Annotated in this window: 32 protein-coding genes; 2 read left to right on the top strand and 30 right to left on the bottom strand. The window is 65.8% G+C overall.

Features of this window, described 5'->3' with window-relative positions; all coding sequences use genetic code 11:
- Positions 1-111: 111 nt before the first annotated feature.
- From rplO to ACFQ27_RS07725, 23 genes are all read right to left on the bottom strand, one after another.
- The gene (gene rplO, locus ACFQ27_RS07835) at positions 112-624 is read right to left on the bottom strand and encodes a 50S ribosomal protein L15 (RefSeq protein ID WP_374347485.1); all 513 of its coding nucleotides are present in this window, start codon (positions 622-624) and stop codon (positions 112-114) included.
- Between the two features lie 118 nt (positions 625-742).
- A complete protein-coding gene (gene rpmD, locus ACFQ27_RS07830) occupies positions 743-922 on the bottom strand; it encodes a 50S ribosomal protein L30 (RefSeq protein WP_374347487.1) in 180 nt (59 codons plus the stop codon).
- Positions 923-925: 3 nt separating this feature from the next.
- Positions 926-1,525, bottom strand: a complete 600-nt coding sequence (rpsE, locus tag ACFQ27_RS07825) for a 30S ribosomal protein S5 (RefSeq protein WP_374347489.1) — start codon at positions 1,523-1,525, stop codon at positions 926-928.
- Positions 1,526-1,535: 10 nt separating this feature from the next.
- A complete protein-coding gene (gene rplR / locus ACFQ27_RS07820) occupies positions 1,536-1,889 on the bottom strand; it encodes a 50S ribosomal protein L18 (RefSeq protein WP_374347491.1) in 354 nt (117 codons plus the stop codon).
- Between the two features lie 3 nt (positions 1,890-1,892).
- Positions 1,893-2,426 (bottom strand): 50S ribosomal protein L6, encoded by a 534-nt coding sequence (gene rplF / locus ACFQ27_RS07815; RefSeq protein ID WP_374347493.1) that lies wholly within the window; start codon positions 2,424-2,426, stop codon positions 1,893-1,895.
- A gap of 1 nt (position 2,427) precedes the next feature.
- On the bottom strand, positions 2,428-2,823 hold the full coding sequence (rpsH, locus tag ACFQ27_RS07810) for a 30S ribosomal protein S8 (RefSeq protein ID WP_374347495.1): 396 nt from the start codon (positions 2,821-2,823) through the stop codon (positions 2,428-2,430).
- A 9-nt stretch (positions 2,824-2,832) separates the two neighbouring features.
- A complete protein-coding gene (gene rpsN / locus ACFQ27_RS07805) occupies positions 2,833-3,138 on the bottom strand; it encodes a 30S ribosomal protein S14 (RefSeq protein WP_374347497.1) in 306 nt (101 codons plus the stop codon).
- A 20-nt stretch (positions 3,139-3,158) separates the two neighbouring features.
- Positions 3,159-3,719 carry a 50S ribosomal protein L5 gene (gene rplE, locus ACFQ27_RS07800; RefSeq protein WP_374347499.1) on the bottom strand — a complete coding sequence of 187 codons (561 nt, stop codon included), beginning with the start codon at positions 3,717-3,719 and terminating at the stop codon, positions 3,159-3,161.
- A complete protein-coding gene (gene rplX / locus ACFQ27_RS07795; protein WP_374347500.1) occupies positions 3,712-4,026 on the bottom strand; it encodes a 50S ribosomal protein L24 in 315 nt (104 codons plus the stop codon). Before rplX ends, rplE begins: the two co-directional genes overlap by 8 nt.
- The gene (gene rplN / locus ACFQ27_RS07790; RefSeq protein ID WP_374347502.1) at positions 4,026-4,394 is read right to left on the bottom strand and encodes a 50S ribosomal protein L14; all 369 of its coding nucleotides are present in this window, start codon (positions 4,392-4,394) and stop codon (positions 4,026-4,028) included. Before rplN ends, rplX begins: the two co-directional genes overlap by 1 nt.
- Before the next feature lie 14 nt (positions 4,395-4,408).
- Positions 4,409-4,660, bottom strand: a complete 252-nt coding sequence (gene rpsQ / locus ACFQ27_RS07785) for a 30S ribosomal protein S17 (RefSeq protein WP_374347504.1) — start codon at positions 4,658-4,660, stop codon at positions 4,409-4,411.
- 12 nt (positions 4,661-4,672) lie between these two features.
- A complete protein-coding gene (gene rpmC / locus ACFQ27_RS07780) occupies positions 4,673-4,867 on the bottom strand; it encodes a 50S ribosomal protein L29 (RefSeq protein ID WP_374347506.1) in 195 nt (64 codons plus the stop codon).
- The gene (gene rplP / locus ACFQ27_RS07775; RefSeq protein WP_374347508.1) at positions 4,867-5,295 is read right to left on the bottom strand and encodes a 50S ribosomal protein L16; all 429 of its coding nucleotides are present in this window, start codon (positions 5,293-5,295) and stop codon (positions 4,867-4,869) included. The genes rpmC and rplP overlap by 1 nt, the downstream gene beginning before the upstream one ends.
- Positions 5,296-5,304: 9 nt before the next feature.
- On the bottom strand, positions 5,305-6,063 hold the full coding sequence (rpsC, locus tag ACFQ27_RS07770; RefSeq protein ID WP_374347510.1) for a 30S ribosomal protein S3: 759 nt from the start codon (positions 6,061-6,063) through the stop codon (positions 5,305-5,307).
- Entirely contained in the window at positions 6,063-6,443 is a 381-nt protein-coding gene (gene rplV, locus ACFQ27_RS07765) for a 50S ribosomal protein L22 (protein ID WP_374347511.1), read from the bottom strand. The genes rpsC and rplV overlap by 1 nt, the downstream gene beginning before the upstream one ends.
- A 1-nt stretch (position 6,444) precedes the next feature.
- Positions 6,445-6,723, bottom strand: coding sequence for a 30S ribosomal protein S19 (gene rpsS, locus ACFQ27_RS07760; protein WP_374347513.1), 279 nt, complete (start codon positions 6,721-6,723; stop codon positions 6,445-6,447).
- A 3-nt stretch (positions 6,724-6,726) separates the two neighbouring features.
- On the bottom strand, positions 6,727-7,563 hold the full coding sequence (rplB, locus tag ACFQ27_RS07755) for a 50S ribosomal protein L2 (RefSeq protein ID WP_374347515.1): 837 nt from the start codon (positions 7,561-7,563) through the stop codon (positions 6,727-6,729).
- Positions 7,564-7,567: 4 nt separating this feature from the next.
- Positions 7,568-7,867, bottom strand: coding sequence for a 50S ribosomal protein L23 (locus tag ACFQ27_RS07750; RefSeq protein WP_374347517.1), 300 nt, complete (start codon positions 7,865-7,867; stop codon positions 7,568-7,570).
- Positions 7,867-8,505, bottom strand: coding sequence for a 50S ribosomal protein L4 (rplD, locus tag ACFQ27_RS07745; RefSeq protein ID WP_374347518.1), 639 nt, complete (start codon positions 8,503-8,505; stop codon positions 7,867-7,869). Before rplD ends, ACFQ27_RS07750 begins: the two co-directional genes overlap by 1 nt.
- Positions 8,506-9,264, bottom strand: coding sequence for a 50S ribosomal protein L3 (gene rplC, locus ACFQ27_RS07740; RefSeq protein WP_374347520.1), 759 nt, complete (start codon positions 9,262-9,264; stop codon positions 8,506-8,508). It lies immediately after the preceding gene.
- 13 nt (positions 9,265-9,277) lie between these two features.
- Positions 9,278-9,586, bottom strand: a complete 309-nt coding sequence (gene rpsJ, locus ACFQ27_RS07735; protein ID WP_110449816.1) for a 30S ribosomal protein S10 — start codon at positions 9,584-9,586, stop codon at positions 9,278-9,280.
- A gap of 326 nt (positions 9,587-9,912) precedes the next feature.
- On the bottom strand, positions 9,913-10,743 hold the full coding sequence (locus ACFQ27_RS07730) for a GIN domain-containing protein (RefSeq protein WP_377353181.1): 831 nt from the start codon (positions 10,741-10,743) through the stop codon (positions 9,913-9,915).
- Positions 10,744-10,832: 89 nt separating this feature from the next.
- On the bottom strand, positions 10,833-12,326 hold the full coding sequence (locus ACFQ27_RS07725; RefSeq protein WP_377353180.1) for an adenosine deaminase: 1,494 nt from the start codon (positions 12,324-12,326) through the stop codon (positions 10,833-10,835).
- Positions 12,327-12,559: 233 nt separating this feature from the next.
- On the opposite strand from ACFQ27_RS07725, the gene ACFQ27_RS07720 reads away from it, so the two are divergent.
- Positions 12,560-13,276, top strand: coding sequence for a beta/gamma crystallin-related protein (locus ACFQ27_RS07720; RefSeq protein WP_377353178.1), 717 nt, complete (start codon positions 12,560-12,562; stop codon positions 13,274-13,276).
- 104 nt (positions 13,277-13,380) lie between these two features.
- Here the strand turns inward: ACFQ27_RS07720 and tuf are convergent, their stop codons facing one another.
- From tuf to rpsL, 4 genes are all read right to left on the bottom strand, one after another.
- On the bottom strand, positions 13,381-14,571 hold the full coding sequence (gene tuf, locus ACFQ27_RS07715; protein ID WP_377353166.1) for an elongation factor Tu: 1,191 nt from the start codon (positions 14,569-14,571) through the stop codon (positions 13,381-13,383).
- A gap of 48 nt (positions 14,572-14,619) precedes the next feature.
- On the bottom strand, positions 14,620-16,698 hold the full coding sequence (fusA, locus tag ACFQ27_RS07710; RefSeq protein WP_374348504.1) for an elongation factor G: 2,079 nt from the start codon (positions 16,696-16,698) through the stop codon (positions 14,620-14,622).
- Positions 16,699-16,798: 100 nt separating this feature from the next.
- A complete protein-coding gene (gene rpsG / locus ACFQ27_RS07705) occupies positions 16,799-17,272 on the bottom strand; it encodes a 30S ribosomal protein S7 (RefSeq protein WP_374348507.1) in 474 nt (157 codons plus the stop codon).
- Positions 17,273-17,284: 12 nt separating this feature from the next.
- Complete coding sequence (gene rpsL / locus ACFQ27_RS07700; RefSeq protein ID WP_056018026.1) at positions 17,285-17,656, bottom strand: 30S ribosomal protein S12; 372 nt, start codon at positions 17,654-17,656, stop codon at positions 17,285-17,287.
- A gap of 320 nt (positions 17,657-17,976) precedes the next feature.
- Here rpsL and ACFQ27_RS07695 point away from each other — a divergent pair, with 320 nt between their 5' ends.
- The gene (locus ACFQ27_RS07695) at positions 17,977-18,612 is read left to right on the top strand and encodes a hypothetical protein (protein ID WP_377353177.1); all 636 of its coding nucleotides are present in this window, start codon (positions 17,977-17,979) and stop codon (positions 18,610-18,612) included.
- On the opposite strand, the gene ACFQ27_RS07690 is transcribed toward ACFQ27_RS07695, so the two are convergent.
- The 3 genes from ACFQ27_RS07690 to rpoC all read right to left on the bottom strand — a co-directional run bounded on the left by ACFQ27_RS07690 (position 18,609) and on the right by rpoC (position 26,232).
- The gene (locus ACFQ27_RS07690) at positions 18,609-20,585 is read right to left on the bottom strand and encodes an alpha/beta hydrolase family protein (protein ID WP_377353175.1); all 1,977 of its coding nucleotides are present in this window, start codon (positions 20,583-20,585) and stop codon (positions 18,609-18,611) included. The genes ACFQ27_RS07695 and ACFQ27_RS07690 overlap by 4 nt on opposite strands.
- Positions 20,586-20,743: 158 nt before the next feature.
- Positions 20,744-21,865 carry a ferritin-like domain-containing protein gene (locus ACFQ27_RS07685; RefSeq protein ID WP_374348516.1) on the bottom strand — a complete coding sequence of 374 codons (1,122 nt, stop codon included), beginning with the start codon at positions 21,863-21,865 and terminating at the stop codon, positions 20,744-20,746.
- A gap of 173 nt (positions 21,866-22,038) precedes the next feature.
- Entirely contained in the window at positions 22,039-26,232 is a 4,194-nt protein-coding gene (rpoC, locus tag ACFQ27_RS07680) for a DNA-directed RNA polymerase subunit beta' (protein ID WP_374348519.1), read from the bottom strand.
- Positions 26,233-26,318: the final 86 nt, after the last annotated feature.

Here is a 26,318-nt window from a genome sequence, read left to right as displayed (position 1 = left end):
AGGGCGTCCGTTACGCCCTGTCATCCGCCCTGCCCCGCCCTTCTTTAAGGAAGGTGGACGGGCGTGGATGCGAAAAGGCCCCGCCACAGGCGGGGCCCTCAAGTCAGGCGCTTAGGCCTTGACCTTCTTTTGCAGCTTGCCCTTGGGCGCGTCGCTTTCCACCGGGGCGGTGGTGGTGACGCTGCCGCCGGCCTTCTCGACGGCGGCCTTGGCCGCGCCGGTGGCCGCGTAGACGGTGATGTTGATCTTCGACTTCAGCTCGCCCTTGGCCAGCAGCTTCACGCCGTCCTTCTTGCGGCGGATCACGCCGGCGGCCAGCAGGGCGTCAGCGTCGATGGCCTTCTTGGCGTCGAGCTTGCCGGCCGCAATGGCCTGCTCCAGGCGCCACAGGTTCACTTCCGCGAACTCCAGGGCGAAGGGGTTGTTGAAGCCGCGCTTGGGCATGCGCATGTGCAGCGGCATCTGGCCGCCTTCGAAACCCGCGATGGCGACGCCGGTACGGGACTTCTGGCCCTTCACACCGCGGCCGGAGGTCTTGCCCTTGCCCGAACCCGGGCCACGGCCGACGCGCATGCGGCCCTTGGTGGAGCCTTCGCGGGGAGCGATTTCGTTGAGCTTGGTCATGTGACGCCTCTCCTTGGAGATCTGTCGCCGGAACCGATGGTCCCGACTCGGCTGATGTACAAATAGCGAAGCCCGGAACCGGGAACCGGATCCGGGCTGCGCGTCTATAGCTTAGGGCTTAGCCCTCGACCACTTCCACCAGGTGGTGGACCTTGGCGATCATGCCGCGCACGGAGGGGGTGTCCTCCAGCACGGACGTGCGGCCGATCTTGTTCAGGCCCAGGCCCGCCAGGGTGGCGCGCTGGTCCTTCGTGCGGCGGATCGGGCTCGCCGTCTGACGAACGGTGACCTTGGCCATCTCTTATTCTCCGTCAGCCGGGGTCGCGCCGTCGGCCTTGCGGCCCAGCACGTCAGCGACCTTCTTGCCGCGCTTGTTGGCGACCTGGCGGGGAGAAGACTGAGCCTTCAGCGCCTGGAACGTCGCGCGCACCATGTTGTAGGGGTTCGACGAGCCCATCGACTTGCCGACCACGTCCTGCACGCCGAGGGTTTCGAGCACCGCGCGCATCGGACCGCCGGCGATGACGCCGGTGCCGGGAGGCGCCGCGCGGACCATCACCTTACCAGCGCCCCAACGGCCGTTGCCGTCGTGGTGCAGGGTGCGGCTTTCGCGCAGGGGAACGCGGATCATCGACTTCTTGGCTTCTTCGGTCGCCTTGCGGATGGCTTCCGGCACTTCACGCGCCTTGCCATGACCAAAGCCCACGCGGCCCTTCTGGTCGCCCACCACCATCAGGGCGGCGAACGAGAAGCGGCGGCCACCCTTCACGGTGGCGGCGACGCGGTTGATGTGCACCAGCTTTTCGACGATGTCGCTGTCGACCCGCTCTTCCTGCGGGGCGCCACGGTCACGGCCCCGGCGTTGACCGCCTTCGCCGCGTTGTTCGTTTCCACGAGCCATCAGCTTACCCCTAGAAGTTCAGGCCGGCTTCGCGCGCGGCGTCAGCCAGGGCCTTGACCCGGCCGTGATAGATGTAACCGCCACGATCGAAGACGACGTCCTTGACGCCCTTTTCGATGGCGCGCTGGGCGACAAGAGCGCCGACGCGAGCGGCGGCTTCCTTGTCCGAACCCTTCTGCTTGTCGCCCTCGAGGGACGAGGCCGCAGCCAGGGTCACGCCGTTCGCGTCATCAATGACTTGGGCGTAGATGTTCTTGTCCGAACGGAAGACCGACAGACGCGGGCGGCCATTGGCCAGCTTGCGAAGGCGGATCCGAGTGCGCTCGGCGCGGCGCTTGGCCGTCTGACGAGGAGAAAGAGCCATGGCTTACTTCTTCTTGCCTTCCTTGCGGCGGACCTTTTCGCCCGCGTAACGCACGCCCTTGCCCTTATAGGGTTCCGGCGGACGGATACGACGGATGCGGGCGGCGATTTCGCCGACGGCCTGCTTGTCGATGCCGCTGATCTTGATTTCGGTCTGCTTCGGCACCGCGAAGCTGATCCCCTCCGGCGGAGGGACATCGACTTCGTGGCTGAAACCAAGCTGCATGGAGAGCGCAGAGCCCTTCATCGCAGCGCGGTAACCCACGCCGACCAGTTCGAGGGTCTCTTCATAGCCCTGGGTCACGCCCACGACCATGTTGTTCACCAGCGTACGCGACAGGCCCCACATGGCCTGGGCGCGCGTGCTGTCGACCCGCTTGGACAGGACGAGCTCAGCGCCCTCCTGCTTGACCTCGATCTCTTCGGCCACGGTCCAGGAAAGCTGGCCCTTGGGCCCCTTTACCGACACCGTCTGGCCGGAGATGGTGACCGTCACCCCAGTGGGGACGGCGACCGCCTTTTTTCCGATCCGCGACATCTTAGTAGACCCGGCAGAGAACTTCGCCGCCGACGTTCGCTTCGCGAGCGGCGGCGTCCGACATAACGCCCTTGGGCGTCGACAGGATCGAGATCCCCAGGCCGTTCTTCACCGGCTTCAGGTCCTTGATCGACGAATAGACGCGACGGCCCGGCTTGGAGACGCGGCTGATCTCAACGATGACGGGCTGGCCGTCAAAGTACTTCAGCTCGATCTCGAACTCGGGGAAGGCGCCCGGCTTCTGCACCAGGGCATAGCCGCGGATGTAGCCTTCCTCGGCCAGCACATCGAGGACGCGCGCGCGCATCTTCGAAGCGGGGGTCGAAACCTTAGAACGGCCGCGGGTGGCGGCGTTCTTGATGCGGGCGATCATATCGCCAACGGGGTCGTTCACCATGGGCCCCTCCTACCAGCTCGACTTGACCAGGCCGGGGATCTGACCGTGCGAACCCAGTTCGCGCAGAGAGATCCGGCTCATCTTCAGCTTCCGATAATAGGCGCGCGGACGCCCCGTGACTTCGCATCGGTTACGGATGCGGGTCTTGGACGAATTCCGCGGCAGCTCGGCGAGCTTCAGGCGGGCTTCGAAGCGTTCCTCGAGCGGCAGGCTCTGGTCATTGGCGATCGCCTTCAGCGCATCGCGCTTCGAGGCGTATTGCTTGACGAGGGCCTTGACCATCTCGTTGCGGTTGACGGCGCTTTTCTTGGCCATTTTGCTTTCCTTCCCGCCGCTTAAGCTTGAACGAACGGGAACTGGAATTCCTTGAGAAGCGCACGCGCTTCGTCATCGGTCTTCGCAGTCGTGGCGACGATGATGTCCATGCCCCACATCTGATCGATCTGGTCGTAGTTGATCTCGGGGAACACGATGTGTTCCTTGAGACCCATGGCGTAGTTGCCACGGCCGTCGAACGAGGTGGGCTTCAGGCCCCGGAAGTCCTTCACCCGCGGCAGAGCGATGGTGATCAGACGGTCCAGGAATTCGTACATGCGGTCCTTGCGAAGGGTCACCTTCGCGCCGATCACCATGCCTTCGCGCAGCTTGAAGCCGGCGATGGAATTGCGGGCGCGGGTGGCGACCGGCTTCTGGCCGGCGATGGCCGTCAGATCCGCGATGGCCGCCTGGACCTTCTTGGAATCGTTGACCGCTTCACCGATCCCCATGTTCAGGACGATCTTGTCCAGCTTGGGGATCTGCATTTCGTTCGTGTACGCGAACTGTTCCTTCATCGCCGCGCGGATGCGCTGGCGATATTCGGTCTTCAGCCGCGGCTCGTAAGCTTGCTCAGCCATTGATCACCTCGCCGGTCGTCTTGGCGACACGCACCTTCTTGTCACCATCGACGCGGAACCCGACGCGGGTCGGCTTCCCCTTGGAGTCCACGATCGCCACGTTCGAAATGTGCAGCGCCGCTTCCTTGTTCTTGATGCCGCCTTGCGGGTCGGACTGGGTCGGGCGGGTGTGGCGCTGAACCATGTTCAGGCCCTCGACCACGACGCGGTCTTCCTTCGGCAGCACCTTCAGGACGTTGCCTTGACGGCCCTTGTCCTTGCCGGTGAGGACCACAACGCGGTCCCCCTTCTTGATCTTCGCGGCCATCACAGCACCTCGGGGGCGAGCGAAATGATCTTCATGTGGTTCTTGGCGCGCAGTTCGCGGGGAACCGGGCCAAAGATCCGCGTGCCGATCGGCTCGGATTGCTTGTTGACGATGACGGCGGCGTTCTTGTCGAAGCGGATGACCGAGCCATCCTTGCGCTTGATGCCCTGGCTGGTGCGCACGACGATCGCCTGCAGCACGTCACCCTTCTTCACGCGGCCGCGCGGAATGGCTTCCTTCACGGAGACGACAATCTTGTCGCCCACGCTGGCGTAACGACGGCCAGCGCCGCCGAGCACCTTGATGCACATCACACGACGGGCGCCAGAGTTGTCGGCGACCTCGAGGTTAGTCTGCATCTGAATCATGGATCAGACCTTCCTTACGCGCCCTGGCCAGCGTCCGCCTTCGGCAGAGCTTCCCAGGTCTTGGTTTTCGACTTCGGCGCGCACTCGATGATGCGAGCGATTTCGCCGGTCTTGTAGACGTTGGCTTCGTCGTGCGCGTGGTACTTCTTCGACCGACGGACGGTCTTCTTCAGCACCGGGTGCAGGAAGGTCCGTTCGACCTTCACGACGATGGTCTTGTCGCCCTTATCGGAGACGACCACGCCTTCGAGAATTCGTTTCGGCATTCGTCCCTCTCCTTAGGCCGCGGCCTGCTTGGCGCGCAGGACGGTCTTTATGCGGGCGATGTCTTTACGAACTTCGCTCGCACGATGGGTCTTCTCGACCTGGCCCGTCGCCGCCTGGAAGCGCAGGTTGAACTGCTCCTTCTTCAGGTTCAGCAGGGTTTCGGCGAGCTGGTCGGGCGTCATGCCCCGGATTTCGTCAATCTTCATCACGCGTGCTCCACGGCGGCGTCGATGCGGGTGACGATGCGGGTCTTCACCGGAAGCTTGGCCGCGCCGAGGCGCAGGGCTTCACGGGCCACATCGTCCGGCACGCCGTCGATTTCGAACATGATCCGGCCGGGGTGAACCCGGGCGGCCCAGTACTCGACGGACCCCTTACCCTTACCCATCCGGACTTCGGCGGGCTTGTCGGTGACGGGAACGTCCGGGAAGATCCGGATCCACACGCGACCTTGACGCTTCATCTGACGGGTGATGGCCCGACGAGCGGCTTCGATCTGGCGCGCTGTGATCCGTTCCGGTTCCACCGACTTCAGGCCGTAGGACCCGAAGTTGAGGGTGAAGCCGCCCTTGGCGACCCCGTGGATCTTGCCCTTGAACTGCTTGCGGTACTTGGTTTTCTTAGGCGAAAGCATGGCTCAACCTCACGCGCCGGCTTGTTCGCGACGATCGCGGCGCGGACCACGGTCGGGACGATCGCCCCGTTCGCGGCCACCACCCTCGCCGGCCGGACCGGACTCGGTGGCCAGGCGCTTGTCCTGAGCCATCGGATCGTGCTCCAGCACCTCGCCCTTGAAGATCCAGGTCTTCACGCCGATGATGCCGTAGGTGGTCTTCGCTTCCGCGAAGCCGTAGTCGATGTCGGCGCGCAGGGTGTGCAGCGGCACGCGGCCTTCGCGATACCACTCCATGCGGGCGATTTCAGCGCCGCCGAGACGGCCCGAGACGTTGATGCGGACGCCCTTGGCGCCGAGGCGCATGGCGGACTGCATCGAACGCTTCATCGCACGACGGAAAGCCACGCGGCGCTCGAGCTGCTGGGCGATGTTCTCGGCCACCAGCTGGGCGTCGGTCTCGGGCTTGCGCACTTCGACGATGTTCAGGTGGATCTCGCCGTCCGTCAGGGCGCCGAGTTCCTTGCGCAGCTTGTCAATGTCCGCGCCCTTCTTGCCGATGATCACGCCAGGGCGCGCGGCATAGATGGTGATGCGGCACTTCTTGTGCGGACGCTCGATGATGATGCGCGACACACCGGCCTGACCCAGGCGCTTCTTCAGCTCCCGGCGGACCTTGATGTCTTCGTGCAGCAGCTTGCCGTACTCGTTGCCGTCGGCGAACCAACGGCTGTCCCAGGTGCGGTTGACGCCGAGGCGCAGACCGATCGGATTGACTTTCTGACCCATCAGGCGGCCTCACCCAGCTCGCGAACCACGATGGTGAGTTCGCTAAACGGCTTTTCGATGCGCGAGGCGCGGCCGCGGGCGCGGGCCGAGAAACGCTTCATCACCAGGTTCTTGCCCACAAAGGCCTCGGACACGACCAGGGAGTCGATGTCGAGGTTGTGGTTGTTTTCGGCGTTCGAGATGGCCGAGTAGAGCGCCTTACGCACATCGCGGGCGATGCGCTTGTGGCTGAACTCCAGCTCGTTCAGCGCGCGCTGAACCTTGAGGCCGCGGATCGACTGGGCCACCAGGTTGAGCTTGCGCGGGCTGATGCGGAGCGAGGTCACCTTGGCCATCGCTTCCACGCCGCTCAGGCGACGGGCTTTAGCTTGCTTGGCCATGCTACTTCCTCTTGGCCTTCTTGTCGGCCGCGTGACCCGGGAAGTACCGGGTCGGAGCGAATTCGCCGAACTTCATGCCGACCATGTCTTCGGACACGAGCACGGGAACGTGCTTTTGGCCGTTATGGACGCCGAAGGTCAGGCCGACAAATTGCGGCATGATGGTGGAGCGGCGCGACCAGGTCTTGATCACGTCCTTGCGGCCGGAAGACTGAGCAGTCTCGGCCTTCTTGAGGAGGTATCCGTCGACGAACGGACCTTTCCAGACGGAACGGGTCATAGCTTAGCGAGCCTTCCGAGCGTGACGCGAGCGGATGATGAACTTATCCGTCGCCTTGTTAGTGCGGGTCTTGCGACCCTTCGTCGGCTTGCCCCACGGGGTGACCGGATTCCGGCCGCCCGAGGTGCGGCCTTCACCACCGCCGTGCGGGTGATCGATCGGGTTCATGGCGACACCGCGGACGTGCGGACGGCGGCCCTTGTGGCGGGCGCGACCGGCCTTGGCCAGCGACTCGTTCATGTGGTCCTGGTTCGACACAGCGCCGACCGTGGCCATGCAGCTGTCCTGCACCATGCGCAGTTCGCCCGAGTTCAGGCGGATCTGGGCGTAGCCGGCGTCACGGCCGACCAGCTGGGCGTAGGCGCCGGCCGAACGGGCGATCTGACCGCCCTTCAGGGGCTTCAGCTCGACGTTGTGGATGATCGTACCGATCGGCATGCCACGCAGCGGCATGGCGTTGCCCGGCTTCACGTCGGCCTTTTCGGAGGCGATGACGGTATCACCGGCCTTCAGGCGTTGCGGGGCCAGGATATAGGCCAGCTCGCCGTCGGCGTACTTGATCAGCGCGATGAACGCGGTGCGGTTCGGGTCATACTCGAGACGCTCGACGGTCGCCGGCACGTCCCACTTGCGACGCTTGAAGTCGACGATGCGGTACAGACGCTTCGCGCCGCCGCCCCGGAAGCGGACCGCGATACGGCCACCGCCGCCACGACCGCCGCTCTTGGTCAGACCTTCGACCAGCGACTTTTCCGGACGGCCCTTGTGGAGCTCGGACCGGTCGACCAGCACCAGCCCGCGACGGGACGGCGAAGTCGGCTTGTATTGCTTCAGAGCCATCGGTTCAGAGCCCCGTGGTGATGTCGATCGACTGGCCTTCGGCCAGGGTCACGACGGCTTTCTTGACGTCCGAGCGACGGCCCGGGCGGCCGCGGAAGCGCTTGGTCTTGCCCTTGACCACCAGGGTGTTGACCTTGGTGACCGAGACCTTGAACAGCGCTTCGACAGCGGCGGCGATTTCGTCCTTGGTCGCATCGTGGGCGACGCGGAACACGACCTTGTTCTGCTCCGAGAGCAGGGTGGCCTTTTCCGTGATCACCGGCGACAGGATCGCGTCGTAGTGGCGGGCGGTGGGGTTAGCCATCACGCGGCCTCCTTCTCAGCGAAGCGGGCGTTGATCGCATCGACCGCGTCCTTGGTCAGGACCAGGGTCTGGCGACGCAGCACGTCATAGACGTTCAGGCCAGCGTTCGGCAGCACGTCCACGTTCGGAATGTTGCGGGCGGCGAGCTTGAAGTTGGCGTCCACTTCCGGACCCGCGATCACCAGGGCGTTGGTCAGGCCGATCTTGCCCAGTTGGGCGCGCAGGGCGCCGGTCTTGGGATCGTTGATCGAGACGCTGTCCACGACCACGAGCGAGCCGGACTTGGCCTTGGAAGACAGCGCATGGCGCAGGGCCAGGGCGCGGAACTTCTTGGGCAGGTCGAAGGCATGGCTGCGGACCACGGGACCGTGGGCCTTGGCGCCGCCGACGAACTGGGCCGCACGGCGCGAGCCGTGACGAGCGCCGCCGGTGCCCTTCTGCTTGTACATCTTCTTGCCCGTGCGAGAGACCTCGTTACGGACTTGGATCTTGTGGGTGCCGGCGCGGCGCTTGGCGAGTTGCCAGGTGACCATGCGCTGGAGGATGTCCCCGCGGATCTCTTCGATGCCGAAGATGGCGTCAGACAGTTCGATCGAACCGCCCTTCCCGCCGTCGAGCTTGATGACGTCGAGTTTCATTTATTCTTGGCCCTCAGCTTGGGGGGCCTCGGCCGGGGCTTCTTCCGCGGCGGGCGCGGCTTCAGCGGCGACGGCGACCTGGCCGGGCTTACGGAACGCGCCGGGCTTGGGGGCCTCGGCCGGCAGGGCGACCTTCACGGCGTCGCGGATCTTCACGAAGGAGCCTTCGTGACCGGGGACGGCGCCCTTGACCATGATCAGGCCGCGCTCGGCGTCGATGCGCCACACGGTCAGGTTCAGGGTGGTGACGGTTTCCTGGCCGAGGTGACCAGCCATCTTCTTGCCCGGGAAGGTGCGGCCCGGATCCTGGCGGTTACCGGTCGAACCGTGAGCACGGTGCGAGACGGAAACGCCGTGGGTGGCGCGCATGCCGCCGAAGTTCCAACGCTTCATGGAACCGGCGAAACCCTTACCGACGGTCACGCCGGTCACATCGACCTTCTGACCTTCGACGAAGTGGTCTGCGGTGAGTTCCGCGCCGACCTCGATCAGGTTGTCGGCGGAGACGCGGAATTCCGCGACTTCACGCTTGGGTTCGACTTCGGCCTTGGCGAACTGGCCACGCAGGGCTTTGTTCGTGTTCTTGGCCTTCTTGGCGCCCGCGCCGAGCTGGAGGGCCACATAGCCATCCTTCTCAGAGGTGCGCTGACCCGTCACCTGGCAGCCTTCGAGGCTGAGGACGGTCACAGGGACATGGGATCCCGCTTCATCAAAGAAGCGCGCCATGCCCAGCTTCTTGGCGATCACGCCGGTACGCATCGGCAGGGTCCCCTTAGAGCTTGATCTCGACGTCCACGCCGGCGGACAGGTCGAGCTTCATCAGCGCGTCCACAGTCTGCGGGGTGGGGTCGACGATATCGAGCACGCGCTTGTGCGTGCGGATTTCGAACTGCTCGCGCGACTTCTTGTCGATGTGCGGCGAGCGGTTGACGGTGAACTTTTCGATCTGCGTCGGCAGGGGGATGGGCCCCCGCACGGTCGCGCCGGTGCGCTTGGCCGTATTGACGATCTCGCGTGTGGAATGGTCCAGCACGCGGTGATCGAAGGCCTTGAGCCGGATGCGGATGTTCTGACGATCCATATCGCTCTTCAATTTCCCCTACAGACGACGGTCCGTCCGCGTGACTTGACCATTTCAAAGACCAACCCGAACTCCCCTTGCGGGGCGCTCGTACGCGTAAGTCCGCTCAAACGACATAGGCCCGCGCGAAACCTTTCCGCGAGGGCCCCCTTCCCGAAACGCTGTTTAGCACTGTCTCAGGTCGTTCCGCGAACCGCGTCTGCGTTTCCAAATCGCTTTGGAGCCGCACAGCCAGTCCAACAGGAGGCGGGTCTATACGTGGGCGACTCGGTCCCGTCAAGGGCGAGCCGAAGCTTCGCGACGCGCAAGCGAAGCCCCCTGCCCGGTCAGCCGATGGTGACGCCACCGGAGCCCATGACCGACTTCTTCACCGCGCCCGTGACCTTTCGCACGCGCACGTCGCCGGAGCCGACAATCCGCGCGTCGAGGTCGCCGACCTCCCCGTCCATGCGCACATCGCCCGAGCCGGCGACAGTGACGTCCATCCTCTGGGCGCGCCCGGCGGCGATGCGCACGTCGCCTGAGCCCGCCACGCGGACCTTGGCCGGGCCGGACACCGAGGCCACCCCGACATCGCCCGAGCCGGCCACGGAGACTTCCAGGGCGCCGGAGACGGCCTGGGTGCGCACATCGCCGGAGCCGGCGATCTGGATGACGGCCTCGCCCGCCGCGCCTGTGTTGACGTCGCCGGAGCCCGCCTCGCTGACGCTGAGCTTGCCGGTCACATTAGCAAGGGTCCAGTCGCCGCAGCCGGCGTTGGCGAAGTCCAGGCTGGCGGACTTGCCCACCGAGCCGAACACCGCACCGCCGGCGGTGAGCCGGACATCGCGGGGCGTGCGGACCACCACCTGGGGCATGGCGTCGTAGGCGACCTCGCCCAGGTTCGCGACCCGCACCGAAGTCCGGCCCATGGTGGCGTTGCAGTCGCGGATGCGGCGGTTGAGATTGCCGTCGATGATCCATTTGCCCCCGGCGCTGCGCACCTGCAGCGGCAGGTCGGGGTGGGTGGTCAGGATTTCCACCTTCACGTCCGCGCGGTCCTCGGGGATGACGACGACCCGGGCGACCGCGTCCTTGATTTCCACCGAGGCGGCGTTGGCGGCGCCAGCGGCGCTCATGACGACGGCGCAGGCGGCGATGGCGACTGGAAGACGCATGCGTCTCTCCCCTGTTCTGAACAACCTTGGGTCAGGGGTATCCGCTGTCGCCCGCCCAGACAGCTTAATTCGAGGTCATGACAGAGGTTTCATCTGCCGGCCTCGAACTCGGTCAGCAGCCGCTCATGCCGCCACTGTTCCCGCGCCTTGTCCGAGGCGGCCACCAGGGCGGCGCAGGGGCCGGGCTTGGGCGTCTCCGCGCCCAGCTGACCGGCGCAGGCCCTGGCCGGGCGCGCGTAGGTTCCGGGGTCGCTCCAGAGCCCCTCCCCCGCCAGGAAGGAGAAGGCGATGGCGTTGCGGGCGGAGCGCTTCAGGTCAGCATAGGCCGCCCCCTCCTCCGCGGCCCGCGCATACTCCCGGGACAGGTCAATGCGCAGCAGGCCGGCGTCGTCGGTGGACAGGCTGGTCGGCACGCCGCGGGCCCGCAGCCAGGCGACGGGATGCGCCTGGCCCCGCACCTCGAGGATCGCGTCGTTGGAGCTGAGATTGACCTCGACCATCACCCCCTTGGCGGCGGCTTCGGCGGCCAGGGCCTCGGCGCCGTCCTCGTGCGGGAAATCGACCCCGTGGCCGATGCGGCGCGCCCCGGCCACGCGAATGGCCTCGGCGATGTGCGACCGCAGGGCCGACGGCGGGGCGACCTTCAGGGTCAGCTCGCCGGCGTGCAGGGCGGCGGGCGCCTTGCGGCCATGGTCGGTCAGATAGTCCACCATGCGCATGTGCAGGCTGTAGTTGGCGACCGCATTGGGATGGTCCTCCGGCGCCACCATCTGGATCCCGACCCAGCGCTTGTCGGCGGCCACCATGGCCACGCCCAGCTGGATCTGGGCGAAGGTCTGTTCCGGCGGCAGAACCCGGATGGTCTGGTAGAGGTAGCGCACCGTCACCTGGCACCCCGGCGAGGCGTCGGGCTGGCCGCAGCGCATGACGGTGCGGGCCCGGGCTTCCAGGGCGTCTGTCTGGGCGCTGACCAGGGGGACCAGGGCGTCCAGCCCCTGGGCGCGCGTCGCGGCGGCCTGGGCGGCGAGGTCCCCGCCCTTCCAGCCGGCGATGGCCCCCTTGGCCGCGGCCGCCGCCCCCTGGGGCGTGATCATGGCTTCAAGATAGAAGGTGTTCTGCCGGCCCAGGCTGTCGAGCACAAAGGCCAAGGCGTCGCCGCCGCGGGTCTCGGAGACCGCGCCGATCCGGCTGAACACCCCGAAGAACTGGTCATGACCCGACCGGTCCCGAAAGTCCGGATGGCGGACGGAGAAGGAGTCCAGCAAGGCGCTGCGCAGATCCTCGTCGCGCAGGGCGGTGCTGGCGGGCTTCAGGTCGCCCCCCGGCTGGCAGGCCGGGGCCAGGGCCAGGCGGGCCACGTCCACGCACAGGCCATCCTCCGCCGCCCAGGCCAGCAGCGCCTCACCGAACACCGCCCCTGAGATGTGGTTGTGCAGCTCTCCGCCCTTGGGCAGGGCGCGGGTGAAGGCGGCCAACTCGCCGCCGGTCATCCGGTCCAGCCGGGGCTCCGCCGCCAGGGCCGCGCCTGACACCTGAAAGCCCGCCAGCAGGGCCAGTCCACCTCGAATCCAGCGCTTGATCATCGGCTCCCCCTCCATCTACAGGCGGCCCGAGGGCCAGCCCTGAGTCAAGGCTTGGCCTTTCCCTCCCCTACGCCTCGCCCTAGAGCCTCATCCCGTCGAATTGAAACATTCGACGGGACAAATGAGGCTCTAATTCAAAAAGTTAGAGCGTGATGATCGCCGAAACCGGATTCCACTTTCGGCTATCACGCTCTAGGGTGGCGCTGAGGGACTGAAATGATCGGAGTTGGGCCATGAGCCTCGATACAGTCATCAAGAGCGGCCTGGCCGCTGTCATCGGCGCCGCAGCCCTGTCCGCGGTCCCGGCGACCGTTACGGCCCAGGGCTATGACGCCCCGCCCCCTGGGAGCTACTGGCAGAGCTGTCGCAATGTGCGCACCGAGCGCGTGAATGGCGGCGCCCTGTTGTCGGCGGAGTGCCGGGACATGCGCGGCGCCTGGCGCGGCTCCACCCTGCGCTTCAGCGACTGCCGCGGCGAGATCGAGAACCGTGATGGTCAGCTCACCTGCTACATGGGCGGCGGCTACAACAACGGCGGCTACAACAACGGCGGCTACGGAAACGGTGGCTACGGAAACGGTGGCTACGGAAACGGTGGCTACAGCGGCGGCGGCTATGGCAACGGCGGCTATGGCAATGGCGGCTATGGCGGCGGTTACGGGAACGGGGGCTACGGCAATGACCGCCCCCGCCCGGTCGCCGGCGGCTCCATGACGCTGTTCACCAATCCCAACTTCGGCGGCGCAGCCTTTGGCACGAGCCGCGAGATCACCAACCTGCCGCGCCAGTACAATGACCAGGCCATGAGCCTGAAGATCGGCCGCGGGGCCTGGGAGGTCTGCACCGACAGCGACTTCCGCGGCCGCTGCCAGGTGTTCGATCGCGACGTGCCGGACCTGACCCGCTTCGGCATGGCCCAGGCCATCAGCTCGATGCGCCAGGTCCGCTAACCCCAGCCCACAATCGGAAACAGAAAAGGCCGCCCAGGATGTCCTGGGCGGCCTGATCTTTGAGTGCGTGGTCCGGCCCGCCGAAGCGGGCCGAGCCGTCGAGATTACTCGACGATCTTGGAGACGACGCCGGCGCCGACGGTGCGGCCGCCTTCGCGGATGGCGAAGCGCAGGCCCTGGTCCATGGCGATCGGGGTGATCAGCTCGACGTCCAGCTCGGCGTTGTCGCCGGGCATGATCATCTCAACGCCTTCCTTCAGCTTGATGATCCCGGTCACGTCCGTGGTCCGGAAGTAGAACTGCGGACGGTAGTTGGTGAAGAACGGGGTGTGACGGCCGCCTTCTTCCTTGGTCAGGATATAGGCTTCAGCCACGAACTTGGTGTGCGGGGTGATGGAGCCCGGCTTGCACAGCACCTGGCCGCGCTCGACGTCTTCACGCTTGGTGCCGCGCAGCAGCACGCCAACGTTGTCGCCGGCCTGACCTTGGTCCAGCAGCTTGCGGAACATTTCGACGCCCGTGCAGGTCGTCTTCTGAACCGGACGGATGCCGACGATTTCGACTTCTTCGCCGACCTTCACCACGCCCTTTTCGATACGGCCGGTCACCACGGTGCCGCGACCCGAGATCGAGAACACGTCTTCCACCGGCATCAGGAACGGCAGGTCCACCGGACGCTCCGGCTGCGGGATGTAGGTGTCGACCGCGGTCATCAGCTCGAGGATCGCGTCTTCGCCGATCGGCGCGTCACGACCTTCAACCGCCGCCAGGGCCGAGCCCTTCACGATCGGGATGTCGTCGCCCGGGAACTGGTAGGACGACAGAAGTTCGCGAACTTCCATCTCAACCAGGTCCAGCAGCTCGGCGTCGTCGACCATGTCGACCTTGTTCATGAACACCACCAGGGCCGGCACGCCGACCTGACGGGCGAGCAGGATGTGCTCGCGGGTCTGCGGCATCGGGCCGTCAGCGGCCGACACCACCAGGATCGCGCCGTCCATCTGCGCCGCGCCGGTGATCATGTTCTTCACGTAGTCGGCGTGCCCAGGGCAATCGACGTGAGCGTAGTGACGGTTCGCCGTCTCATATTCCACGTGCGCCGTGTTGATCGTGATCCCGCGGGCCTTTTCTTCCGGAGCCGCGTCGATGTCGGCGTAGTTCTTCGCCGTCGCGCCGCCGGTCTTCGCCAGCGTGATCGTGATCGCCGCCGTCAGCGTCGTCTTGCCGTGGTCAACGTGGCCAATCGTGCCGATGTTGCAGTGCGGCTTATTACGTTCAAACTTTTCTTTAGCCATTTCAAGCTCCAGCCCTGTCCGGGCTTGTCCTCTAAACTAGGGTTGGGGTTAGGCGTACTTCTTGATGACTTCGTCGGCGACGTGTTGCGGCACCGGGTCGTAGTGATCGTATTGCATGGTGAACTGAGCGCGGCCCTGCGACATGCCCCGGAGGGTGTTCACATAGCCGAACATGTTCGCCAGCGGCACGAAGGCGTTGACGACGATCGCGTTGCCGCGCGTGTCTTGGCCCTGGATCATGCCCCGACGACCGTTGAGGTCGCCGATGACCGAACCCAGGTACTCTTCCGGGGTCACAACCTCGACGGCCATGATCGGTTCGAGCAGCTTCGGGGCGCCCTTCTCGCGCAGTTCCTTGAAAGCGCCGCGGGCGGCGATTTCGAAGGCCAGCACGGAGGAGTCCACGTCGTGATACTTGCCGTCGGTCAAGGTGGCCTTGAAGTCGATCAGCGGGAAGCCGGCGAGCAGGCCGTTGTCCTTGACGGACTCCAGACCCTTTTCGACGCCGGGGATGTATTCCTTCGGCACGGCGCCGCCGACGATGGCGCTTTCGAACACGAAGCCCGAGCCGGGTTCGCCCGGTTCGAAGGTCAGCATGACGCGGGCGAACTGGCCGGTGCCGCCGGTCTGCTTCTTGTGGGTGTAGTCGATGTCGACCTTCTTACCCAGGCTCTCGCGATAGGCCACCTGCGGCGCGCCGATATTGGCCTCGACCTTGTAGGTCCGCTTCAGGATGTCGATCTTGATGTCCAGGTGCAGTTCACCCATGCCCTTCAGGATCGTCTGGCCGGACTCGTGGTCGGTCGAGACGGTGAAGGACGGATCTTCGGCGGCCAGCTTCTGCAGGGCGACGCCCAGCTTTTCCTGGTCAGCCTTCGACTTGGGCTCGACGGCGATTTCGATAACCGGGGCCGGGAACTCCATGCGCTCCAGGATCACCGGCGACTTCAGCGGGTCGCACAGGGTGTCGCCGGTACGGGTTTCCTTCAGGCCGGCCAGGGCGACGATGTCGCCGGCATAGGCTTCCTTGATGTCCTCGCGGTTGTTCGAGTGCATCAGCAGCATGCGGCCGACGCGCTCGCGCTTGTCGCGGGTCGAGTTCATCAGGCTCATGCCGGTTTCGAGCTTGCCCGAATAGATGCGGCAGAAGGTCAGCGAACCGACGAAGGGGTCGTCCATGATCTTGAACGCCAGGACCGACAGCGGTTCGTCGTCCGAAGCCTTACGGACAACCGGCTCTTCGGTCTTGAAGTCGATGCCGGCGGTCGGCGGGATGTCCACCGGCGACGGCAGGTAGTCGACGACGGCGTCGAGCAGGGGCTGGACGCCCTTGTTCTTGAAGGCCGAGCCGCAGAGGATCGGATAGAAGGCGCCGGTCAGCACGGCCTTACGGATGCACTTCTTGATGGTCGCTTCCGAGGGCTCTTCGCCGCCCAGATAGGCTTCCATCGCCTCGTCGTCGAGTTCGACGGCGTTCTCGATCAGGTAGTTGCGGGCTTCCTCGGCCTTGGCCTGCAGGTCCGCCGGGATTTCCTCGTCACGATAGGACGCGCCCAGGCCGTCATTGTCCCAGACCACGGCCTTCATGCGGACCAGGTCCACGAGACCCTTCAGGTTCGATTCCGAACCGATCGGGAACTGGATCGGAACAGCCTTCGCGCCCAGACGGTCGCGGATGGACTCGACGGACTTGTCGAAGTCGGCGCCGATCTTGTCCATCTTGTTGACGAACACGATCCGCGGAACCTTGTACTTGTCGGCCTGGCGCCAGACGGTTTCGGTCTGCGGTTCGACGCCGGCGTTGCCGTCCAGCACCGTCACGGCGCCGTCGAGCACGCGCAGCGAGCGCTCGACTTCGATGGTGAAGTCGACGTGCCCGGGGGTGTCGATGATGTTCAGGCGCTTCTCGTTCCAGAAGGCGGTCGTCGCGGCCGACGTGATCGTGATGCCGCGTTCCTGCTCCTGCTCCATCCAGTCCATGGTCGCAGCGCCGTCGTGGACTTCGCCGATCTTATGGCTCTTGCCGGTGTAGTACAGGATCCGCTCGGTCGTCGTCGTCTTGCCCGCATCGATGTGGGCCATGATTCCGAAGTTGCGGTAGTCTTCGATTTTATGCGTGCGGGGCATAGCGGATGCTCTGCTGGAGGGGCGTTCGGGAGTATCTGAACGAACAGCGCGGGCGGTTTAGCCTAAACCGCCCGCGCCGGGAAGCGATGGATTGCCGGCGTTACCAGCGGTAGTGCGAGAAGGCGCGGTTGGCTTCCGCCATCTTGTGCGTGTCTTCGCGCTTCTTGACGGCCGTGCCGCGGTTCGAGGCCGCGTCGAGCAGCTCGCCCGCCAGCTTGTCCGTCATGGTGTTCTCACCGCGCTTGCGCGCAGCGGTCACCAGCCAACGGATGGCCAGGGCCTTACGACGGTCCGGACGGACTTCGACCGGCACCTGATAGGTGGCGCCGCCGACCCGGCGGGAACGCACTTCGATGGCCGGAGCCACATTTTCCAGGGCCGAGTGGAAGGTTTCCAGAGCGGTCTGGTCCTTGCGCTTGGCTTCCAGGATGTCGAAGGCGCCGTAGATGATGTTTTCGGCGACGGCCTTTTTGCCCTCGTACATCACGTAGTTCATGAACTTCGTGACGGTCAGATCCCCGAACTTCGGATCCGGCAGGACTTCACGTTTCTCAGCGCGGCGGCGGCGGGACATTCTTCTTCTTCCTTACTTCGGACGCTTGGCGCCATAGAGCGAACGGCGCTGCTTGCGGTCCTTGACCCCTTGGGTGTCGAGCACGCCGCGCAGGATGTGGTAACGGACGCCCGGAAGGTCCTTCACACGGCCGCCACGGATCAGGACCACGGAGTGTTCCTGCAGGTTGTGGCCTTCGCCGGGGATGTAGCACACCGCTTCGATGCCCGTGGTCAGGCGCACCTTGGCGACCTTACGAAGCGCCGAGTTCGGCTTCTTCGGGGTGGTCGTGTAGACGCGCGTGCAAACGCCGCGACGCTGGGGGCAGCCCTTCAGGGCGGGCACCTTGTTCCGCGACGGCTTGTCTTGCCGGGGCTTGCGGATGAGCTGGTTGACTGTAGGCATCTAATCTCTGCTCTGGAGGCGTGTGCCGTTGGGCCGGAGCGCCTCAATTGGGGTCAATATCGACTTGGTTCTCGACGCCTCCCGCTGAACGCAAAAACTCGCCGGCGCGCGCTGGTTTGCGCCCCGGCGGGTCAGGACGTCCCTTGCAGGACGAACCGTTCATCGGGACCAGGGGGAATCCCGGCCTCGAAAGGAGCGCGGTTCATACTCGCGAAGCCCTGATCCGTCAACGGCATGTAAACAGCCCCCGGTCCGCCCGCTTGCCGCCACGCTTTCGCCGCCGTGGCCAAGCCTGATCGGCGGGGAACTGGGAGGGGGACATGGTCGGGCGCAATGCGCAGCGCAGGGGGCGTCTGTCCCTGGTGATCGGGGCGTCCATCGCCCTGCACGCCGCCCTGCTCGCGGTGCTGGCCCTTCAGAAGCCGCCAGCCTCGCGGATGGTCGCGCCCGCCCTGATCGAGGTGACCATAGCTCCTCTCTACCTGGTGGAGCCCCAGGCCCGACAACGGCGCGACCGCGACCGGATCCGCCCGCGCGCCGCGAAGCCGATCACCGGCCCCCTCCCCGTCGCGCCGCTCTACGCTGCGCCCACGCCAACCGCGACGCCTGCGGCGGGGCCCTGGCGGGTGCAGGAAGCTGTTGGCGGAGCCGCCCAGCTGAGCCAGGCCCTGCGCAAGGGCGGCCTCGGCTGCACCCAGGCGGATCTTGTGGGCCTGAGCCCCAGCGAGCGCGAGGCCTGCCAGGCGCGCCTGGCGGCGGGCGCCAAGACCGCCGCCTATCTCGGCCAGGGCCTGAACGCCGCCAAGCAGAAGACCCTGGACCTGGCCGCCGAGCGCAAGGCGGCCTACCTCCGATACCGCGACGCCCCCATCCCGCCGGGCCTGTCCACCTCCAACGCCGCCGGCGGCATCGCCGGCCTGGGTGAAGTCCCCGCCGTGTCGCAGACGCCCCGCTAGGGGTTCACCGGCAGGTTCTTGGCCAGGAAAGCGCCGAGGGTCTCCAGCAGCTGGGTGCGCGGCGCGGAGCGCAGCAGGAAATGGTCCTCGTTCTTGAAGGTCACGAACTCGGCCGGCTTGCCCGCCGCCTTGAGGGCCGACGCCATGCGCTGGGACTGCTCATAGTCAACCGAGCCGTCCTGGTCGCCGTGCATCAGGAGCACGGGCGCACGGATGTCCGCAACGTGCTGGACCGGCGAGGTCTGCAGGATCTTCTCAGAGCTCGCATCGTCCAGCATGCGCCGCAGGGAGCGCAGGCCCCAGGAGTCGTCGCCCGAGACGCGGAGCTGTTCGGTGATCAGAAGGCCCAGGTCGGAGACGCCTGCCATCGAGGCGGCGCACTTGTAGGCCTCGGGGTGCATGCTCACGCCCGCCAGGGCGGCATAGCCGCCGAAGCTCCAGCCGAAGATACAGACGCGGGCCGGGTCGATGGTGTTGGACGCCGCCACCGCGGCGATCCCGTCCAGCAGATCGGTCTGCATCTTGCCGGCCCACTCCCCGCGGCCGGCGTCCTCGAAGGCCTTTCCGAACCCGGCCGAGCCGCGGAACTGCGGGCGCAGGACCGCATAGCCTCGCGTCGCCAGGAACTGGGTCAGCCAGTCGAAGTCATCGTCGTCGCGGGCCACGGGGCCGCCGTGCGGCATGACGATCAGCGGGAGCTTCCGGCCGTCGAGAGCGCCAGGCGGCAGGGTCAGATAGGCCGGGATCTCCAAGCCATCGCGGGCCTTGTAGGTGATCCACCGGGTGGTCCCCAGGGCTGCGTCCTTGAGTTCGGGATACTCTTCGCCGATGGGCGACAGCTCCTTGCGCGCGCGGTCGAACAGGTACCAGGCGCCTGGCGCGCCCTGCCCGTTCACCCGCACCAGGAACCGTGTCCGGTCGGCTGACCATTCGCTGACGGTCACCGTCTTTCCCTTGAACGCCTTGGCCAGCATGGCGTGGACACCGCGGATCTCAGGGTCCAACCATTCCACGCGGAAGGTCTCGGCGCCCGACATGACGCCTACCGGCTGGTCCCGATTTCGGTCCCAGACAAGCGCGACATCGCTGCCACGCACCGGCGCGCCGACCTTCTCCGTCGCGCCGCCCGCCAAGGCGTGGCGCACAACCTGGGACGCGCCGCCGTCGTCCTCGACCATGTAGATGGAGTCCGTGGCGCTGGCGTAGCCCGCATAGTGGCGGGGCCATTCCTCGTCCTGGTTGGCGTACAGCGCCGTCCACGGCTTCACGCCCTTGGCCCGGGCGTAGAGCGTGTATTTGTGCGAGATCTCGTCGCTCTCGTGGCGGACCCGCGCCTCGCCGGACTGGTCCACCTCCCAGCTATAGGTGTCGTAACCGCCCTTCTCGAGGAGGGTCGCCTTGCCGTTGGCCGGATCAACGGCGAACAGGGCCAGCTGGAAGCCGCTCTCGCCCTTGCGCTTCATGCGGGTGTCCATGGAGCCCGCAGCGCCCAGGTTATCCTGTACGCCGATCATCACCGCCTTGGCCGGCGGGCCGCTAGCAAGGCCGACGACGGGCTGGGAGATCAGAAGCTGAGACGTGACGTCCTTGTCCAGCATCCGCACCACAGCCTGCCCCTGCAGGTTCACCGAGATGTTGCGCTCGTACCGATAGCCGATCTTGGGAGTCCACTGCTTCCAGAAGCCGATCCGCGCGAGCACGTGATCGTCGCCGACCCAGCGCAGGCTGACCGCCTGGACGTCGCCCAGGTTGAGAGTCGGCAGGCCAGGCTGATCGATGGTGGCCAGGGAGAGGCTGCGGACCTCCGGCGAGCCGCCCAGGATGGCCACCGTCTTGCCGTTCGGCGAGATCGCCGCGTCATAGACGCCCGGCATTCGTCCGAAGGCCGACGCCGGCGGGGGCGCGGTCTGCGCCCAGGCGACACCGCCCAGGGCGACGGCTATCGCCGCGCCCGACATCACTGCAACCTTCATGAGCCCCCCGGCCTCGATACTCGCCTGAGGCTAGCCAAGCGCGGTCGCGCCCACAAGCTGAAGCTGCGCCCGGCGCTTAAATCGACATAGGCGCGAAAAAAATCCCGCGCCCTGGTTTAGGGCGCGGGCTTCAGTGGGGGGTGGTTACGAGACGGGTCTCAGGCGGCGATGATCTTGGCGCCGTCGTTCACGGTCAGCGGCTTTTCCAGCGTGGACCAGTCGATGGCGCCGTCGTGCTTGAGGTTCTCGAAGTGCAGGACGCCCAGTTCCTCGAACTTGGGGCGGATCTTGTCGGTGAGCAGGCCTACGCGCTTCAGGTTGGGGATCATCCGCTCGAACAGGAAGGTGCGGAACGCCTGGCCGCCCTGGCTGGCGTTGTTGATCTCCATGGCCTCGTCATGGGTGAAGCCGAACTCTTCAGCGACCGTGGTCGAGACCAGGCGGTTGCGCATGACCAGGCAGGCCTCGTAGGCGAACTGGGCGCGCTCCTCGATCTCGTCTTCCGGCAGGGCGCGGATCCAGTCCTCCAGATAGTTGACGCCAAAGGCCACGTGGCGGCCCTCGTCGCGCATCACCAAGCCGACAACGTCGCGCAGCAGCGGATCATCCGTGGTGGCGTGGATGGTCTGGAAGGCCGCCAGGGCCAGGCCTTCGATCAGGATCTGCATGCCGATGAACTTCAGGTCCCAGCGCGGATCGGTCAGCACCTTGTCCAGCAGGAACTTCAGGCTCGGATTGATCGGATAGATCATCCGGCAGCGTTCCATCAGGTAGCGGTGGAACACCTCCACATGGCGGGCTTCATCGAAGGTCTGGGACGCGGCGTAGAGCTTGGCGTCATGGGTCGGCGCGCAGCTGACCAGCTGGGACGCGACCAAGAGCGCCCCCTGCTCCCCATGCAGGAACTGGGACAGGGTCTGGGCCAGGGACCGACGGCCGAAGTCGGCCTTCTGCTCCGGCGTCAGCGCCTTCCACTTGGGATGATCGCGGAAGCCTTCGGGACCCTCGGCCTGCGGCGCGTCGGCGGGCTTCTGCGGATAGGGCTGGGTCCAGTCGATATCGAGTTCAGAGTTCCAGTTGAACCGCTTGCCCAGCTCATAGAGCTTGCGGATCTTGGTGTTCGCGTTCTCGTAGTCCCAGTTGTAGGAGCCGGTCAGCGGCGTCCTGAAGATCTCGCGGATGGTCTCGACATCGTGGTCGGTCAGGCGCTTGGCGAGGTCGTCGTCGGTGAAGGTCTGAACCTCGGTGGGCGGGCCCTTGACGATCGAAACGTGCAGCATGGCTGGCTCCCTGTCGCCCGCTTCCAGCGTCGGGCTCTGACAGGGACGATAAAGATGACGCCGGCGTCATCTTTGATTCAGATCAACAGCCGCCGGATTTCCGCGCCCGAAATGCAAAACGGCCCGGGATTGCTCCCGGGCCGTCCGCATCTTCAAGCCGTGAGGCCGGGGGCTCAGCCCTCGACCGCCTCGCCTTCCGCCGCCAGGGCGATGGCTTCCGGCAGGGGCTCCATGGCCTCCTCGCGGCTGGCCGACAGGGCTTCGTCGCGCTTGGCGGCGATGCGCTGCAGGTTGCGCAGGTAGGAACCGGTGCCGGCCGGGATCAGGCGGCCCACGATCACGTTCTCCTTCAGGCCTTCCAGGGTGTCGGTCTTGCCCTGGACGGAGGCCTCGGTGAGGACGCGGGTGGTTTCCTGGAACGACGCCGCCGAGATGAAGCTGCGGGTCTGCAGCGACGCCTTGGTGATGCCGAGCAGGACCGGCTGGGTGATCGCAGAGCGACCGCCGCGGGCTTCCGCCTTGGCGTTCTCTTCGTCGACCTCGACCTTGTCGAGGTGATCGCCCTTGAGCAGGCCGGTGTCGCCGGGCTCCAGGATTTCGACCTTCTGCAGCATCTGACGAACGATGGTCTCGATGTGCTTGTCGTTAATCGGCACGCCCTGCAGGCGATAGACTTCCTGGATTTCGTTCACCAGGAACTCGGCCAGGGCTTCGATGCCCTGGATGCGCAGGATGTCGTGCGGATCCGGGTTGCCGTCGATCAGGTACTCGCCCTTGCGGATGATGTCCCCGTCGTGGACGGCGATGTGCTTGCCCTTCGGGATCAGGAACTCGACCGCCTCGCCACCGTCTTCCGGGGTGATCTTGATGCGGCGCTTGTTCTTGTAGTCCCGGCCGAATTCGACGCGGCCGTCCATCTCGGCGATGACCGCGCAGTCCTTCGGACGGCGGGCTTCGAAGAGTTCGGCGACGCGCGGCAGACCACCGGTGATGTCCCGGGTCTTGGCGCTTTCGGTCGACATACGGGCCAGAACTTCGCCGGGCTTCACCTCGTCGCCGTCGCCGACGGAGAGAATGGCGCCCACGGGCAGCAGGTAACGGGCCTCACCGCCATTCGAGATCCGGCGATAGGAGCCGTCCTCGGCCAGCACCGCCATGGCCGGACGCAGGTCCGACCCCTTGGTGGAGGCGCGCCAGTCGATGACCACTCGGTTGGAGATGCCGGTGGCTTCGTCGGCTTCCTCGCGGACCGACAGGTTCTCCACCAGGTCTTCGAACCGGATACGGCCGCCGACTTCGGTGATGATCGGGGTCGAATAGGGGTCCCAGTCGGCCAGACGATCGCCGCGCTTGACCTTCTCGCCGTCCTTGAACTTCAGGCGGGCGCCGTAGGGCGGCTTGTAAGTCTCGCGATCCTTGCCATCGACCTGAACCGAGAGCTGCAGGTTGCGGCTCATGCAGATCAGGACGCCGTCGGGGGCGATGACGGTGTTGCCACCGGTGATCTTCACCACGCCGTTGTTGTTGGCTTCGAAGAACGAGGCGTCGGCCACCTGGGCGGTGCCGCCGATGTGGAAGGTCCGCATGGTCAGCTGGGTGCCCGGCTCGCCGATGGACTGGGCGGCGATGACGCCGACCGCCTCGCCGATGTTCACCGGGGTGCCGCGGGCCAGGTCACGGCCATAGCAGGTCGCGCAGACGCCGTTCTTGGCTTCGCAAGTCAGGACCGAGCGCACCTTCACCGACTGGACGCCGGCGCTTTCCACGAGGTCGATCATGTCCTCGTCGAGATAGGTGTCGGCGGGCACGATGACTTCGCCGGTGTTCGGATCCTTGATGTCCTCGGCCGAGGAACGACCCAGGATGCGCAGGCCCAGCGAGACCAGGACGTCACCGCCCTCGACCACGGCCCGCAGGGTGATGCCCCGGGTGGTGCCGCAGTCTTCCTCGTTGATGATGCAGTCCTGAGCGACGTCCACCAGACGGCGGGTCAGGTAACCCGAGTTGGCGGTCTTCAAGGCGGTGTCGGCCAGGCCCTTACGGGCGCCGTGGGTGGAGTTGAAGTACTCCTGAACGGTCAGGCCTTCCTTGAAGTTCGAGATGATCGGCGTCTCGATGATCTCGCCGGACGGCTTGGCCATCAGGCCGCGCATCCCGCCGAGCTGCTTCATCTGGGCCTGCGAACCGCGGGCGCCGGAGTTGGCCATCATGAAGATCGAGTTGATCTCCAGCTCGCGGCCGTTCTCGTCCTTCGGCTGGGTCGAGATCTCGGCCATCATCTCGTCGGCGACGCGGTCGGTGGCCTTGGCCCAGGCGTCAACGACCTTGTTGTACTTCTCGCCCTTGGTGATCAGGCCGTCCGCATACTGCTGCTCGTACTCTTCGACCAGCTTGCGGGTTTCCTCGACGATGACCTTCTTGCGGGCCGGGATGACGATGTCGTCCTTGCCGAAGGAGATGCCGGCCTTGGCGGCTTCCTTGAAGCCCAGGCCCATCATCTGGTCGGCGAAGATGACCGTCGCCTTCTGACCGCAGTGGCGGTAGACGGTGTCGATCAGATTGCCGATTTCCTTCTTGGTCAGGTTCTTCTCAAGAAGGCGGTGGCCGACCTGCGGGTGGTGCGGGAACAGGGCCACGATCTTCATCCGGCCCGGCGTCGTATCGATCACCTTGCGGACCAGTTCGCCCTCGGCGTTCATCTCCGTGTGGCGGGCCTTGATCTTGGAATGCAGGGTCACCACGCCGGCGTCGAGCGCCGCGTCGATCTCGCCCAGGTCGGCGAACAGCTTGCCCTCGCCGGGCTCGCCGTCCTTGGCCAGGGACAGGTAGTACAGGCCCAGCACGATGTCCTGAGACGGCACGATGATCGGACGGCCGTTGGCCGGCGACAGGATGTTGTTCGTGCTCATCATCAGCACGCGCGCTTCCAGCTGGGCTTCCAGCGAGAGGGGCACGTGGACGGCCATCTGGTCGCCGTCGAAGTCGGCGTTGAAGGCGGCGCAGACCAGCGGGTGCAGCTGGATGGCCTTGCCCTCGATCAGCTTGGGCTCGAACGCCTGGATGCCCAGACGGTGCAGGGTCGGGGCGCGGTTGAGCAGGATCGGGTGCTCGCGGATCACCTCGTCGAGGATGTCCCACACCGCCGGCTGCTCACGCTCCACCATGCGCTTGGACTGCTTCACGGTGCCCGACAGGCCCTTGGCGTCCAGGCGCGCATAGATGAACGGCTTGAACAGCTCGAGCGCCATCTTCTTGGGCAGGCCGCACTCGTGCAGCTTCAGCTCGGGACCGACCACGATGACCGAACGGCCGGAATAGTCGACGCGCTTGCCCAGCAGGTTCTGACGGAAGCGGCCCTGCTTGCCCTTCAGCATGTCGGCCAGCGACTTCAGCGGACGCTTGTTGGCGCCCGTGATCACGCGGCCGCGACGGCCGTTGTCGAACAGGGCGTCCACGGCTTCCTGCAGCATCCGCTTTTCGTTGCGGATGATGATGTCCGGGGCGCGCAGCTCGATGAGGCGCTTCAGGCGGTTGTTCCGGTTGATGACCCGGCGATAGAGGTCGTTCAGGTCCGAGGTCGCAAAGCGGCCGCCGTCCAGCGGCACCAGGGGACGCAGTTCCGGCGGGATCACCGGCACCACGGACAGGATCATCCACTCGGGCTTGTTGTTGCTCTCGATGAAGCTCTCGATGAGCTTCAGGCGCTTGGACGCCTTCTTGAGCTTCATTTCCGAGGTGGTGGTGATCAGCTCTTCGCGAAGCTTGTCGGCTTCCTTGGCCAGGTCCAGGCCACGGAGCAGGCCCTGGACGGCCTCAGCGCCGATCTCGGCGGTGAAGCTGTCGTCGCCGAACTCTTCCTGGTAGCGCATGTAGTCGTCTTCCGAGAGCAGCTGGTGCTGCTTCAGCGGGGTCAGGCCCGGCTCGGTGACGATGTAGTATTCGAAGTACAGGACGCGCTCGATGTCCTTCAGCGGCATGTCGAGCATCATCGAGATGCGGCTCGGCAGCGACTTCAGGAACCAGATGTGGGCGACTGGGCTGGCCAGCTCGATGTGGCCCATCCGCTCGCGGCGAACGCGCGCGAGGGTGACCTCGACGCCGCACTTCTCGCAGATGATGCCCTTGTACTTCATGCGCTTGTACTTGCCGCACAGGCACTCGTAGTCCTTGGTCGGACCGAAGATGCGGGCGCAGAACAGGCCATCACGCTCGGGCTTGAACGTGCGGTAGTTGATGGTCTCGGGCTTCTTGATCTCGCCGAACGACCACGAACGGATCTTCTCCGGCGACGCCAGAGCGATACGGATGCGGTCGAAGGTCGGAGCGGCCTGGACCGGATTGAAGATGTTCAGGACTTCCTGGTTCATCTTGGTTCCTTCTGCGGGACGCGGCCCGCGAAAATGTCAGACAGAAAACGGACGGACCGCCCTCCCCCGCTTCGAGGGAGGGCACC

This window comes from Phenylobacterium conjunctum (assembly GCF_042679085.1).
Classification (GTDB): Bacteria; Pseudomonadota; Alphaproteobacteria; order Caulobacterales; family Caulobacteraceae; genus Phenylobacterium; species Phenylobacterium conjunctum.
Note: the sequence above shows the minus strand (reverse complement) of the source record. Positions and strands in the feature narration are given on the sequence as shown.